This window comes from Shinella daejeonensis, assembly GCF_024281235.1.
Taxonomy (GTDB): domain Bacteria; phylum Pseudomonadota; class Alphaproteobacteria; order Rhizobiales; family Rhizobiaceae; genus Shinella; species Shinella daejeonensis.
Genome location: NZ_JAHWXY010000003.1, coordinates 162441 through 174400 on the forward strand (window position 1 = coordinate 162441; position 11960 = coordinate 174400).

General features: G+C 63.6%; 17 protein-coding genes. 7 read left to right on the plus strand and 10 right to left on the minus strand.

Annotation, left to right across the window (positions count from 1 at the left end; translation table 11 throughout):
- Positions 1 to 196 precede the first annotated feature (196 nt).
- From KYK29_RS11445 to aat, 5 genes are all read left to right on the plus strand, one after another.
- Complete coding sequence (locus tag KYK29_RS11445; protein ID WP_254691024.1) at positions 197 to 955, plus strand: DsbA family protein; 759 nt, start codon at positions 197 to 199, stop codon at positions 953 to 955.
- Between the two features lie 159 nt (positions 956 to 1114).
- Complete coding sequence (gene aroQ / locus KYK29_RS11450) at positions 1115 to 1555, plus strand: type II 3-dehydroquinate dehydratase (protein WP_254691025.1); 441 nt, start codon at positions 1115 to 1117, stop codon at positions 1553 to 1555.
- Positions 1556 to 1578: 23 nt separating this feature from the next.
- Positions 1579 to 2043, plus strand: a complete 465-nt coding sequence (gene accB / locus KYK29_RS11455; RefSeq protein ID WP_254691026.1) for an acetyl-CoA carboxylase biotin carboxyl carrier protein — start codon at positions 1579 to 1581, stop codon at positions 2041 to 2043.
- Between the two features lie 10 nt (positions 2044 to 2053).
- Complete coding sequence (gene accC, locus KYK29_RS11460) at positions 2054 to 3397, plus strand: acetyl-CoA carboxylase biotin carboxylase subunit (RefSeq protein WP_254691027.1); 1344 nt, start codon at positions 2054 to 2056, stop codon at positions 3395 to 3397.
- Between the two features lie 15 nt (positions 3398 to 3412).
- The gene (aat, locus tag KYK29_RS11465; RefSeq protein WP_254691028.1) at positions 3413 to 4030 is read left to right on the plus strand and encodes a leucyl/phenylalanyl-tRNA--protein transferase; all 618 of its coding nucleotides are present in this window, start codon (positions 3413 to 3415) and stop codon (positions 4028 to 4030) included.
- 55 nt (positions 4031 to 4085) lie between these two features.
- Here aat and KYK29_RS11470 read toward each other — a convergent pair whose 3' ends face one another.
- The 8 genes from KYK29_RS11470 to KYK29_RS11505 all read right to left on the minus strand — a co-directional run bounded on the left by KYK29_RS11470 (position 4086) and on the right by KYK29_RS11505 (position 10561).
- Entirely contained in the window at positions 4086 to 4457 is a 372-nt protein-coding gene (locus KYK29_RS11470; protein WP_254691276.1) for a DUF2155 domain-containing protein, read from the minus strand.
- A 145-nt stretch (positions 4458 to 4602) separates the two neighbouring features.
- Positions 4603 to 4998 carry an NADH:ubiquinone oxidoreductase subunit NDUFA12 gene (locus KYK29_RS11475; RefSeq protein ID WP_254691029.1) on the minus strand — a complete coding sequence of 132 codons (396 nt, stop codon included), beginning with the start codon at positions 4996 to 4998 and terminating at the stop codon, positions 4603 to 4605.
- 126 nt (positions 4999 to 5124) lie between these two features.
- Entirely contained in the window at positions 5125 to 5625 is a 501-nt protein-coding gene (locus KYK29_RS11480) for a GNAT family N-acetyltransferase (protein WP_254691030.1), read from the minus strand.
- A 63-nt stretch (positions 5626 to 5688) separates the two neighbouring features.
- Complete coding sequence (gene gatB / locus KYK29_RS11485; RefSeq protein ID WP_254691031.1) at positions 5689 to 7191, minus strand: Asp-tRNA(Asn)/Glu-tRNA(Gln) amidotransferase subunit GatB; 1503 nt, start codon at positions 7189 to 7191, stop codon at positions 5689 to 5691.
- 85 nt (positions 7192 to 7276) lie between these two features.
- Complete coding sequence (locus tag KYK29_RS11490; RefSeq protein ID WP_254691032.1) at positions 7277 to 7789, minus strand: GNAT family N-acetyltransferase; 513 nt, start codon at positions 7787 to 7789, stop codon at positions 7277 to 7279.
- 43 nt (positions 7790 to 7832) lie between these two features.
- Complete coding sequence (gatA, locus tag KYK29_RS11495; RefSeq protein WP_254691033.1) at positions 7833 to 9314, minus strand: Asp-tRNA(Asn)/Glu-tRNA(Gln) amidotransferase subunit GatA; 1482 nt, start codon at positions 9312 to 9314, stop codon at positions 7833 to 7835.
- Positions 9315 to 9464: 150 nt separating this feature from the next.
- Positions 9465 to 9752 (minus strand): Asp-tRNA(Asn)/Glu-tRNA(Gln) amidotransferase subunit GatC, encoded by a 288-nt coding sequence (gatC, locus tag KYK29_RS11500; protein ID WP_254691034.1) that lies wholly within the window; start codon positions 9750 to 9752, stop codon positions 9465 to 9467.
- A gap of 104 nt (positions 9753 to 9856) precedes the next feature.
- Positions 9857 to 10561, minus strand: a complete 705-nt coding sequence (locus KYK29_RS11505) for a metal-dependent hydrolase (protein WP_254691035.1) — start codon at positions 10559 to 10561, stop codon at positions 9857 to 9859.
- A gap of 144 nt (positions 10562 to 10705) precedes the next feature.
- Here KYK29_RS11505 and KYK29_RS11510 point away from each other — a divergent pair, with 144 nt between their 5' ends.
- A complete protein-coding gene (locus KYK29_RS11510; protein WP_254691036.1) occupies positions 10706 to 11002 on the plus strand; it encodes an alkylphosphonate utilization protein in 297 nt (98 codons plus the stop codon).
- Between the two features lie 25 nt (positions 11003 to 11027).
- The gene (ruvX, locus tag KYK29_RS11515) at positions 11028 to 11519 is read left to right on the plus strand and encodes a Holliday junction resolvase RuvX (protein ID WP_254691037.1); all 492 of its coding nucleotides are present in this window, start codon (positions 11028 to 11030) and stop codon (positions 11517 to 11519) included.
- Here the strand turns inward: ruvX and KYK29_RS11520 are convergent.
- Both KYK29_RS11520 and KYK29_RS11525 read right to left on the minus strand, forming a co-directional pair.
- On the minus strand, positions 11459 to 11791 hold the full coding sequence (locus KYK29_RS11520; protein ID WP_254691038.1) for a DUF6105 family protein: 333 nt from the start codon (positions 11789 to 11791) through the stop codon (positions 11459 to 11461). The genes ruvX and KYK29_RS11520 overlap by 61 nt on opposite strands.
- Complete coding sequence (locus tag KYK29_RS11525; protein WP_254691039.1) at positions 11788 to 11937, minus strand: hypothetical protein; 150 nt, start codon at positions 11935 to 11937, stop codon at positions 11788 to 11790. Before KYK29_RS11525 ends, KYK29_RS11520 begins: the two co-directional genes overlap by 4 nt.
- Positions 11938 to 11960: the final 23 nt, after the last annotated feature.

Consider the following 11960-nt stretch of genomic DNA (forward strand, 5'->3'; position numbering starts at 1 on the left):
AGATCAAGTGTCGCCGCTGCCGCCCTCTTCGCCGCCCTCCTCCCCGATGACCCGCATCGGTCGAAAATCCGCCGCTTTTGCCCTATCGTTTGCACCCTCGCGCTTCTAAGGTTGCGGAAACGCCAGCGCCCGGATTGACGTCACCGGGGCGAAATGACAGTTGGACGCAACGCTACTCGTCGAGGACAGGTAAGACATGAATTTCCGGACATTGCTGACGGTCTCCGCCGCGCTCTCCATCGCCGCCGCAGCCCCCCTTCCCGCGCTCGCGCTCGACGACATGCAAAAGAAGGAAATGGGCGACTTCATCCGCGAATACATTCTGGAAAACCCGGAAATCCTGCTCGAGGCGCAGGAGGCCCTGCAACACAAACAGCAGCAGGAGCAACTGGCCAAGGCCGGGCAGAGCATTGCCGACAACCAGAAGGCGATCTTCGCTTCGGATCACGATATCGCTCTTGGAAATCCCGACGGCGACGTTACCGTCGTCGAGTTCTTCGACTACAACTGCGGCTACTGCAAGCGGGCGCTCTCCGACATGGAGGAAATCCTGAAGAAGGACAAGAACGTCCGCTTCGTGCTGAAGGAACTGCCGATTCTCGGCCCCGATTCGCTTGCCGCCCACAAGGTCAGCGCCGCCGTTCGCGACATCGCGCCGGAAAAATACGGCGCGTTTCATCGCGCCCTCCTGGGCAGCGAAGGCCGCGCCTCGGAGGAAAGCTCGATTGCGGTGGCCGTCGGCCTAGGTCTCGACGAAGCGGAGATCCGCAAGACGATGCAGGAAAGACCGCATGACGACGCCGTACGCGAGGCCTATTCGCTCGCCAACGACCTCGGCATCACCGGCACGCCGTCCTATGTCATCGGCCGCGAGACGGTCTTCGGGGCGGTCGGCGCCGAGGAACTGGAGGAAAAGATCGCCAATATCCGGGCCTGCGGCGAGGCGAGCTGCTGAACGTCGGCACAATTCCACCCGGCCCCGCCGGAGCGGGCGCAGGTGGCCGCCACTTGTGGACAGACCGCGTCGGCACGCGACGCCGCCGCACGCTTGGGGCTTTCCCTGCGGGAACCACCGGTCTATAGGTAATCGTCTATCCAGCTTGCGGAATTTCGAATGGTATCCTCCACCGTCTTCGTGCTCAACGGTCCCAATCTGAACGCGCTCGGCAAACGCGAACCCGGCATCTATGGAAGCCAGACCCTTGCCGATATCGAGGCGCTTTGCCGGACCGAAGGAGAGAAACTGGGTTTCGCCGTCGATTTCCGCCAGTCGAACCACGAGGGCGACCTCATCGGCTGGATCCATGAGGCTGGAGACAACGCCATCGGCGTCGCCATCAATGCCGCCGCCTATACGCACACGTCCGTCGCGCTGCACGACGCCATCCGCGCCGTGGGCGTACCGGTGATCGAAGTGCACCTTTCCAATGTGCACGCCCGCGAGGAATTCCGTCACAGATCGATGATCGCGCCGGCGGTCAGGGGTGTCATCTGCGGCTTCGGCGCGCATAGCTACATCCTTGCGCTCCAGGCGCTTTCATCCATCACGCGATAACAAGAACAAGAGGCTCATTTCCCATGGCTGACAAGAAACAAGGCATCGATCAGGTCCTGATCCGCGATCTCGCCAATATCCTCAACGAGACCGACCTGACCGAAATCGAAGTGGAGCAGGACGATCTGCGCATCCGCGTCTCCCGCGCCGGCACGCCGCAATACATGCAGGCGCCCGTGACCGCTTCCTTCGCCGCCCCGCCGCCGGCCGCAGCCGCACCGGCCGCCGTCCCCGCAGCCGACGCCCGCAACAACAAGAACGCCGTGACCGCGCCGATGGTGGGCACCGCCTATCTCGCTCCGGCTCCCGGCGCCCGTTCCTTCGTGGAAGTCGGCTCGATCGTCAAGGAGGGGCAAACCATCCTCATCATCGAAGCCATGAAGACCATGAACCAGATTCCCGCGCCGCGCTCGGGCAAGGTCACGGAGATCCTGATCGAGGACGCCGCTCCGGTCGAATACGGCGAGCCGATGATTGTTATCGAATAAGGCGGGACAGATGATCTCCAAAATCCTCATTGCCAATCGCGGCGAGATCGCGCTCCGGGTCCTTCGGGCCTGCAAGGAGCTGGGCATCGCCACGGTTGCCGTGCATTCGACGGCCGACGCCGACGCCATGCACGTCCGCCTTGCCGACGAAAGCGTCTGCATCGGCCCGCCGCCGTCGCGCGAAAGCTATCTCAACATCCATCAGATCGTCGCGGCCTGCGAGATCACCGGCGCCGACGCCGTGCATCCGGGCTACGGCTTCCTTTCGGAAAACGCCAAGTTCGCCGAAATCCTCGACGCCCACGGCATCACCTTCATCGGCCCGACGGCCGAACATATCCGCATCATGGGCGACAAGATCACCGCCAAGAAGACGGCGGAGGAACTCGGCATCCCCGTGGTGCCCGGTTCCGACGGCGAGGTCCTGCCGGAAAACGCGCTCGAGATCGCCCGGGAGATCGGCTTTCCCGTGCTGATCAAGGCCACCGCCGGCGGCGGCGGACGCGGCATGAAGGTGGCGAAAACCGAAGCCGATCTGGAGGAAGCGGTCTCCACCGCCCGCTCCGAGGCGCTGGCCGCCTTCGGCAACGATGCCGTCTACATGGAAAAATATCTCGGCAAGCCCCGCCATATCGAAGTGCAGGTGATCGGTGACGGCGAAGGCGACGCCATCCACCTCGGCGAACGCGACTGCTCCTTGCAGCGCCGCCACCAGAAGGTCTGGGAGGAAGCCAATTCCCCTGCCCTGAATGTCGAACAGCGCATGAGGATCGGTCAGATCTGCGCCGACGCCATGAAGAAGCTGAAGTATCGCGGCGCCGGCACGGTCGAGTTTCTCTACGAGAACGGCGAATTCTATTTCATCGAGATGAATACCCGCCTGCAGGTGGAGCATCCGATCACCGAAGCCATCACCGGCATCGACCTGGTGCATGAACAGATCCGCGTCGCTTCGGGCGCCGGCCTGTCCGTCCGCCAGGAGGATGTGGTCTTTTCCGGCCATGCCATCGAATGCCGCATCAATGCGGAAGACCCGCGCACCTTCGTTCCCTCACCGGGCACGATCACCCATTTCCATGCGCCGGGCGGGCTTGGCGTGCGTGTCGATTCGGGCGCCTATCAGGGCTATCGCATCCCCCCCTATTACGACAGCCTCATCGGCAAGCTGATCGTGCACGGGCGCACGCGCGTCGAGTGCATGATGCGGCTGCGGCGGGTGCTCGACGAATTCGTCATCGACGGCATCAAGACGACCCTGCCGCTGTTTCAGGACCTGATCGCCAATCAGGACATCGCCAACGGCGACTATGACATCCACTGGCTGGAAGACTATCTGGCCAGAACCAGCGCCTGAGGAGGTCGGCTCGCGATGGCAGGGCGGCGGCGCAGACGGAACCCGGAGATCACGCCGGAGCTTCTGCTGCGCGCCTATTCCATCGGGCTCTTCCCGATGGCCGATTCGGCGGACGACCCGGAACTCTTCTGGGTCGATCCGGATATGCGCGGGATCATTCCGCTCGACGGGTTCCATGTTCCCCGCAGCCTCGCCCGGACGATCCGCCGGAAGCCTTTCGATATCCGCTTCGACACCGCCTTCGACGCGGTGATCGCCGCCTGCGCGGCGGCGGCGCCCAACCGTCCCACGACCTGGATCAACACGCCGATCAGATCGCTTTATTCCACGCTGCACCGCCTCGGCCACGCGCATTCCGTGGAGGCCTTCGAGGGCGACGAACTGGTCGGCGGGCTTTACGGCGTGTCGCTCGGCGCGGCATTCTTCGGGGAAAGCATGTTTTCCCGCCGCACCGACGCCTCCAAGATCTGCCTCGTCCATCTGGTCGAAAGGCTGAAGGCGCGGGGATTCCGGCTGCTCGACACGCAGTTCACCACCGAGCATCTCAAGACGTTCGGCGCCATCGACGTTCCGAAGGCCGATTACGAGGATCTTCTGGCCAATGCGGTCGCCTCGCCGCATCTGCCGTTCTGAGCGGCGGCAACCAGCGTCATCGCCCCTCGGGGTCTACGGAAAAGAAAGAGCCCGCCTATTCCGCCGTATCGTCCGGCGGCGGCACATCCGACGTTGCCTTGCATTCGGTGAGCCACACGTCATAGACGGGGTGCTCGACCGCATTCAGGCCCGGGCTGTCGGCGAACATCCAGCCGGTGAAGATGCGGCGGATCTTGCGGTCGAGGGTAATCTCGTCGACCTCGATAAAGCTGGTGATCTTCTGCGCTTCCGTATCGTCGCGGCTGTAGCAGACGCGCGGCGTGACCTGAAGCGCGCCGAACTGCACCGTTTCTCCGACATAGACGTCGAAGCTGGTGATGCGGCCCGTGATCTTGTCGATGCCGGAGAAGACGGCGACGGGATTCTCGATCCGCGCGGCATCCGAGACCGCCGGCAGGGCGGTCATCGCCGCCACGGCGAGAACGGCCGGAAGAAGCCGTCTTCCGGCGTTGACCAGCGAAATCCCGAATGTCATCAAGCCGTCTCCTGCGATCCGTACCGACGCGACGCCGGGCTGTCAGCGCTACCGGCGAAATGTGGCCAAATCGGTGTCAGTTACCCGGCGTCCAGGCGTTATAATCGCCGGTCACCCGCGGGCGTTCGCCGGCGGCGGCGATGGAACCCGGCGGACGGTAGGCCTGCGCGGTTCCGGTTGCATTGGGGCGATGCGCTTTCTGCCACTCGCGCGCCTCGTAGCGCTCATCGACCGGCGGCACGTCCGTGCGGTGGTGCATCCAGCCGTGCCATTCGGCCGCGATGGCGGAGGCGTCGGCATAGCCCTTATAAACGACCCAGCGGCGCGTGCGCCCCTCGGAATCCTTGCCGCCCTGGTAATAGACGTTGCCGAATTCGTCCTGGCCGACCCGGGTTCCGAAACGCCAGGTATGGAAGCGGGTCCCGATCGTCTGACCGTTCCACCAGGTGAAGATCTGCGTGAGAAGGCTCATGGGCGCGTGTCCTTGGCATGATCGCGCGGGCACGGGACCCGCGACGGAATTTCCCCCGCTTATGGCGCGGCGTGTCCGGAATGTCCAGCGTTTCCGCCGCCTGCCCCCGCGCCTTTTCGTCCCCTCTCAGACGGCCAGCGGCTTTTCGTATACATGTAGCGGCACATCGGAAAAATCGTCCACGCTATGCCGCGCCTCTCCGACCTTGACGAAGCCGTGGGCGATATAGAAGGCGATCGCTGCGGGGTTGCGCGGATCGACCTCCAACCGCATGGCGCTGGCGTCGGGAAAGCAGGTTTCGAGTTCCGCGAAGATGTCCCGGCCGATCCCCTGCCTCTGGTATTTTGGCGACACATAGAGCTGATGCAGGAAAATGGTCTTCGCCTCGCCCTTCAAGGGTGCGGCATAGCCCATGCCGGTGATCTCGACGCCGTTGTCGGCGACGACGAATTCTCCATCTTTCCGGTCGAGCCGCGCTTTCAACGCCGGCACTGAATACCAGCGGGCGACGACCGCGCTCACCTTCTCCGCACCGTAAAGCGCATCGTAACTGGCGTGCCATGTCTCCGCCAGAAGCACACTGACCTTCGCCAGATCGGGTTGCGACGCCGTACGGACAAAGAACATGGAAGGGCCTTTCGTTGATGCGGCTTGCGGCGAAAAGCACGCCGCAGGCTTGCCCGGCGTCCGCTACTCGTCGATACCGAGCTTGGTCTTGACGAGCGTCTGGACAGCCTGCGGATTGGCCTTTCCGCCCGTCGCCTTCATCACCTGGCCGACGAACCAGCCGGCAAGCGCCGGCTTCGCCTTGACCTTCTCGACCTGTTCGGGGTTGGCGGCGATGATCTCGTCCACCGCCTTTTCGATCGCGCCGGTGTCCGTCACCTGCTTCATGCCTCGCGCCTCGACGATCGCTGCCGGGTCGCCACCCTCGTTCCAGACGATTTCGAACAGATCCTTGGCGATCTTGCCTGAAATCGTCCCGTCCTTGATCAGGTCGATGATACCGCCGAGCTGGGCCGGGGAAACCGGAGTCTCTTCAATGGCTTTGCCGTCTTTGTTCAAGGCGCCCAGCAAGTCGTTGATAACCCAGTTGGCGGCAATCTTGCCGTCGCGTCCGGCGGCCACGACCTCGTAATAGTCGGCAATCGCCTTTTCCGAAACGAGCACCGAGGCGTCATAGACGGAAAGGCCGAGATCCTTGACGAAGCGGGTCTTCTTGTCGTCCGGCAGTTCCGGCAGGTCGGCAAGCAGCCTGCCGACGAATTCATTGTCGAATTCCAGCGGCAGGAGATCCGGATCGGGGAAATACCGATAATCATGCGCGTCTTCCTTCGAGCGCATGGAGCGCGTCTCGCCCTTGCCGGGATCGAAAAGACGGGTTTCCTGATCGATGACGCCGCCATCCTCCAGAATGCCGATCTGGCGGCGGGCTTCATATTCGATTGCCTGACCGATGAAACGGATGGAGTTGACGTTCTTGATCTCGCAACGCGTGCCGAAGGGCTCGCCCGGACGGCGCACCGAGACGTTGACGTCGGCGCGCATGGAACCTTCGTCCATATTGCCGTCGCAGGTGCCGAGATAGCGCACGATGGAGCGCAGCTTCGTCATATAGGCCTTGGCCTCGTCCGACGAGCGCATATCCGGCTTGGAGACGATCTCCATCAGCGCCACGCCCGACCGGTTGAGATCGACATAGGACATCGTCGGATGCTGGTCGTGCATCGACTTGCCGGCGTCCTGCTCCAGATGCAGCCGCTCGATGCCGATCTCGATATCCTCGAAGTGCCCCTGACGATCCGGGCCGAGCGAGATCACGATCTTGCCCTCCCCGACAATCGGGTCCTTGAACTGGGAAATCTGGTAGCCCTGCGGCAGGTCCGGATAAAAATAGTTCTTGCGGTCGAAGATCGAGCGATGATTGATCTCAGCCTTCAGGCCGAGACCGGTGCGCACCGCCTGTTTCACGCATTCCTCGTTGATGACCGGCAGCATGCCGGGCATGGCGGCGTCGACCAGCGAGACATTGGCGTTGGGAGCCTTGCCGAATTCGGTCGACGCGCCGGAGAAAAGCTTGGAACTGGAAAGAACCTGCGCATGCACCTCCATGCCGATGATCACTTCCCAGTCGCCAGTTGCGCCGGGAATCAAACGTTTCGGATCGGGAGTGCGGACGTCGACGAGGGTCATGGGATGCTCTTTGGAAAGCTTCGGATTTGCCTGCTTCGGTAGAACATATGGCCGGCGCGTGCAAGGCTTTGCCGGTCCCTCCGTCTCAGAAGCCGCCGGGTCCGTATCCGTCCGTGCGCTCCTGGCGCAACCAGCGGCGCAGGCCGATCGATTCGATATCCCGGTCGAGACGGGCGGACCACGCGACCGACAGCCAATGCACCTGATAATCCCGATTGCGGAAGAAGCGGACGGCGGCCTCGTTGCGGGCATGGGTCTGGAGGCGCACGGCGTCGTGACCGGCCGCCGCGATATCCGCCTCCAGCGCGCCGAGCAGCGCACCGCCGACCCCTGCGCCCTGCCGGCCTGGATCGACCCAAAGATCGGTGATCTCGTCGTCTAGCGCCTCGCGCGCGCCCCAGCCGGCGATCACGCCCGACTGTTCGGCCACGGTGACCTGCAACCAGTGATCGACGAGAAAACGGCGGAAGGCAAGCAGCGCGTTTTCCCGCAACGCCGCAAGGTCGGTAACGCCGGCTGCGGCCTGCGCCCAGGCCGCAATGCCGATCGCGACCAGCAGGGGAACATCGTCCGCGCGCGCGTTGCGGGTGACGATCATGACGCCGGACCCCGCTGGCGCCCTCTGGCCCCGATGCGCTTTGCTACCACCACTTCGCCGGAGAAAAGCGGCCGGCGGCCTGCTCGATGACATGGGCCGTCCGGAAAAGGGTTTCCTCCCCGAAGGGCCGGCCGATCAGCTGAAGACCGAGCGGCAGCCCCTTGCCGTCGAGGCCGGCGGGAACCGAAATGCCGGGCAGGCCGGCCATGTTCACGGTCACCGTGAAGATATCGTTCAGGTACATCTTCACCGGATCGGCGGCGAGAGCCTCGTCGGCGATGGCGAAGGCCGACGACGGCGTCGCCGGCGTCAGGATCGCATCGACGCCCGCTGCGAAGGCGAGATCGAAATCGCGCTTGATCAGCGTGCGGACCTTTTGCGCACGGACGTAATAAGCGTCGTAATAGCCCGCCGAAAGGACATAGGTGCCGATCAGGATCCGGCGCTTGACCTCCATGCCGAACCCCGCCGCGCGGGTCTTTTCGTACATGTCGACGATATCGTCGCCGTCGACGCGCAGACCATAGCGCACACCGTCGTAACGGGCGAGGTTCGACGATGCCTCCGCCGGCGAGATGATGTAATAGGTCGGCAGGGCGTAGGTCGTATGCGGCAGCGAGATATCGACGATTTCCGCCCCGGCCTCCTTCAGCCATGCGATGCCCTGACGCCAGAGCGCCTCGATTTCCTCAGGCATGCCGTCGAGACGGTACTCCTTCGGAATGCCGATCTTCATGCCCCGGATCGACTGGCCGATGGCGGCTTCGTAATCGGGAACGGGCAGATCGACGGAGGTCGTGTCCTTCTCGTCGACGCTCGCCATGGACTTGAGCAGGATCGCCGCGTCGCGCACGTCGCGGGCGATCGGCCCGGCCTGATCGAGGGAGGAGGCATAGGCGACGATGCCCCAGCGCGAGCAGCGCCCGTAGGTCGGCTTGATGCCGACAGTGCCGGTATAGGCGGCCGGCTGGCGGATGGAGCCGCCGGTGTCGGTCGCCGTCGCACCGGCGCAGAGGAAGGCCGCGACGGCGGCGGCCGAACCGCCGGAGGAGCCGCCGGCCACGAGATCGGCGTCGGAACCCGCAGCGCGCCAGGGGTTGCGGACAGGCCCGTAATAGGAGGTCTCGTTGGACGACCCCATGGCGAATTCGTCCATGTTCAGCTTGCCGAGCATGACCGCGCCGTCGTTCCAGAGGTTCTGCGTGACGGTCGATTCGTAGCGCGGCTCGAAGCCGTCGAGAATATGACTGCAAGCCTGGGTATGGACGCCCTCGGTGGCGAACAGATCCTTGATGCCGAGCGGGATGCCCTCAAGCGCCCCCGCCTTGCCGGCGGCGATACGGGCGTCGGAAGCCTTCGCCATCTCCCGCGCCTTTTCGGGCGTCGGGGCGACATAGGCGTTGAGCGATGCATTCGCGCTGTCGATGGCGGCCAGATAGGCGTCCGTCAGTTCGACGGCGGTGATCTCTCTTGCGGCAAGTTTTTCGCGCGCTTCGGCGATGGTCAGGCGGGTGAGGTCGGTCATGGGGACTTCTTTCGAATACGGTCGGCTCTGGAGCGGTTCCGGTTTTCACAGGTTCGGCAGAACCGCTCCATCTCTTTGTCTTAGCCGCATTTCCGGACGCAAAACCGTTTCACACTTTTGCTGGAAATGCTTTGAGGCGGTTTTGACGCTTTACTCGACCACCTTGGGAACCAGGAAGAAGTTGCGGTCGGAAACCGGCGCATTGGCGACGATATCGTCGGCAATTCCGCCGTCGGCGACGACGTCCCGGCGCTCCCGCATCGCCATGGGCATAACCGAGGTCATGGGCTCGACGCCCTCGATATTCACTTCGGAAAGCTGCTCGACGAAGCCGAGGATGCCGTTCAGTTCGCCAGTCATGCGGCTCGCCTCCTCCTCGCTGACAGCGATGCGGGCAAGACGCGCGACGCGTTTCACGGTGTCGATATCTACGGACATGAATGGTCTCCGATCGGAAATTTCCTCTCCGCTATACTGACCAAGCCGAGGGGGCGCAACGGGGGAGTGCCCGGATTGCGCCATCCCTTCCGTTTTCTGCCGGTTCAGCGCAGGAGCGTATCTCCGACGCGCGGAACCTCCACCTTCGACGAATTCCCGTCCATGGCGGCAAGGAATGTGTCGGCGGTCTTCTCGATGATGCCGAAGGAGCCGTAATGGCAGGGGATGATCGTGCGGAAGGAGAAGAAGCGCTGGCAGGCGAGCGCCGCCACCGCACCGCCCATGGTGAAGCGGTCGCCGATCGGCACGAGGCCGATCTCCGGCTGGTGCAGTTCGTTGATCAGGCCCATATCGGAGAAGATATCGGTATCGCCCATGTGGTAGAGCGTCGGCTCGTCCTCGATATGCAGCACGAGGCCGTTGGCGTTGCCGAGCGAATGGGAGACGCCGTCCTCGGTGATCTGGGCGGAAGAATGCAGCGCATTGACGAAGGTGGTGGAAAATCCGTCATAGTGGACCGTGCCGCCGGTATTGCCCATGTCGACGTTCTCCACCCCTTTCGAACCGAGCCAGGCGGCCAGATCCGCATTGGCGAGCACCGTCGCGCCGGTCTCCCCGGCGATCCGGATCGTGTCCCCGACGTGGTCGCCATGGCCGTGGGTGAGCAGAACATGCGTCAGATCCGCCACCGCATCCTTGCGGGTCGATTCGTCGAAGGCCGGATTGCCCGTGAAGAAGGGATCGATCAGGATCCTGGCTTTCGCGGTTTCGATGCGGAAGGCGGAATGGCCGAGCCAGGTAATTTTCATGGATGGTCTCCTGTTTGTCCTCGCGAGACATTATAGAGCAGGCGAAGGGCGTTTCCATCCGCGGCCGGATCGTTATAAGCGGAACGTTCCAAACCAAGCAACGCCGGCCCCGGCCGGCCGCCGCCGACCATGTGAGGAGAGATCATGAGCGACGACGACTATGTTTACGACGAAGCGACCGGCGAATGGCGCCCGGCTTCGGAAATCGCTGCCGAACGCGCGGCGCAGAATACGGTGCGCGACGCCGCCGGCAACACGCTTGCCGACGGCGATTCGGTGGTCCTCGTCAAGGACCTGAAGGTGAAGGGCGCCGGCCAGACGCTGAAGCAGGGCACGGTGATCCGCTCGATACGCCTCACCGACAATCCCGAGGAAATCGACTGCCGCCATGATACGATCAGGGGGCTGGTGCTACGCACCGAATTCGTGCGCAAGCGCTGACCCTCGTCCACGCAAGGCTCCGTTCATGACGACACTGACGCTGGAAGAACTGGCCGGGGTCCTTAGGCCCGGCCAACCGATCGCCGGCCTCGACCTCGGCACCAAGACCATCGGGCTGTCGGTTTCCGATCTCGGGCGGCGGCTCGCCACACCGCGGCCGGTGCTGAAACGGGTGAAGTTCACGCAGGATGCCGAGGCCCTGCTGGCCTTTGCGGCCCGCGAACGGATCGTTGCCTTCGTGATCGGCCTGCCGGTCAATATGGACGGCTCTTCCGGCCCGCGCGTCCAGGCCACCCGCGCCTTCGTCCGCTCGATGGCGGAGAAGACCGATATTCCCTTCACCTTCTGGGACGAGCGGCTTTCGACGGTCGCCGCCGAGCGCACACTGATCGAGATGGACGTATCGCGGAGGAAGCGGGCCGAGCGGATCGATTCGGCGGCCGCCTCCTTCATCCTTCAGGGTGCGCTTGACAGACTGTCCCTGCTCGCGGCGACGGCCGAGGACGACGACGCCTGACGGCGTTCCCGCCACCAGGCGGCGATCTTCCGGCGACGGCGGAAGACGATGAGGCCGAGCACCAGGAAACTGTCGACGACGATCGCGCGCGCGACCAACGGCGGCAGGTCCTGCGGCGGGATGCCCAGAATATTGCCGTAGATCCGAAACACCAGATCATGCGTCTCGCGCGTCAGCATGAAGAAGCCGAAGTTCATGTCGTAATAGGACAGGCCGTACCAGCCGCCCAGAAAGGCGACCGGCATCGCCCAGAGGAAGAGGAACCACTTCATGCCGCCCTCCGGCTCAGCGTCATGAAGTCGCCGACGACGAAGACCGCCGCGCTCACCGCCAGCCCCGCCGAAAGAACGAGGAGCGGCACCGTGATATCCAGCGCCAAAGAGGCGAAAAGGGTCGTCATGACCGATATACGGGCCATTCTGGCCATCCGGGTACTTTCTT

Bases quoted from the DNA above. Each gene is read 5' to 3' on its own strand.
- KYK29_RS11445 (WP_254691024.1), top strand. From the start codon at position 197: ATGAATTTCCGGACATTGCTGACGGTCTCCGCCGCGCTCTCCATCGCC.
- aroQ (WP_254691025.1), top strand. From the start codon at position 1,115: ATGGTATCCTCCACCGTCTTCGTGCTCAACGGTCCCAATCTGAACGCG.
- accB (WP_254691026.1), top strand. From the start codon at position 1,579: ATGGCTGACAAGAAACAAGGCATCGATCAGGTCCTGATCCGCGATCTC.
- accC (WP_254691027.1), top strand. From the start codon at position 2,054: ATGATCTCCAAAATCCTCATTGCCAATCGCGGCGAGATCGCGCTCCGG.
- aat (WP_254691028.1), top strand. From the start codon at position 3,413: ATGGCAGGGCGGCGGCGCAGACGGAACCCGGAGATCACGCCGGAGCTT.
- KYK29_RS11470 (WP_254691276.1), bottom strand. From the start codon at position 4,457: ATGACCGCCCTGCCGGCGGTCTCGGATGCCGCGCGGATCGAGAATCCC.
- KYK29_RS11475 (WP_254691029.1), bottom strand. From the start codon at position 4,998: ATGAGCCTTCTCACGCAGATCTTCACCTGGTGGAACGGTCAGACGATC.
- KYK29_RS11480 (WP_254691030.1), bottom strand. From the start codon at position 5,625: ATGTTCTTTGTCCGTACGGCGTCGCAACCCGATCTGGCGAAGGTCAGT.
- gatB (WP_254691031.1), bottom strand. From the start codon at position 7,191: ATGACCCTCGTCGACGTCCGCACTCCCGATCCGAAACGTTTGATTCCC.
- KYK29_RS11490 (WP_254691032.1), bottom strand. From the start codon at position 7,789: ATGATCGTCACCCGCAACGCGCGCGCGGACGATGTTCCCCTGCTGGTC.
- gatA (WP_254691033.1), bottom strand. From the start codon at position 9,314: ATGACCGACCTCACCCGCCTGACCATCGCCGAAGCGCGCGAAAAACTT.
- gatC (WP_254691034.1), bottom strand. From the start codon at position 9,752: ATGTCCGTAGATATCGACACCGTGAAACGCGTCGCGCGTCTTGCCCGC.
- KYK29_RS11505 (WP_254691035.1), bottom strand. From the start codon at position 10,561: ATGAAAATTACCTGGCTCGGCCATTCCGCCTTCCGCATCGAAACCGCG.
- KYK29_RS11510 (WP_254691036.1), top strand. From the start codon at position 10,706: ATGAGCGACGACGACTATGTTTACGACGAAGCGACCGGCGAATGGCGC.
- ruvX (WP_254691037.1), top strand. From the start codon at position 11,028: ATGACGACACTGACGCTGGAAGAACTGGCCGGGGTCCTTAGGCCCGGC.
- KYK29_RS11520 (WP_254691038.1), bottom strand. From the start codon at position 11,791: ATGAAGTGGTTCCTCTTCCTCTGGGCGATGCCGGTCGCCTTTCTGGGC.
- KYK29_RS11525 (WP_254691039.1), bottom strand. From the start codon at position 11,937: ATGGCCCGTATATCGGTCATGACGACCCTTTTCGCCTCTTTGGCGCTG.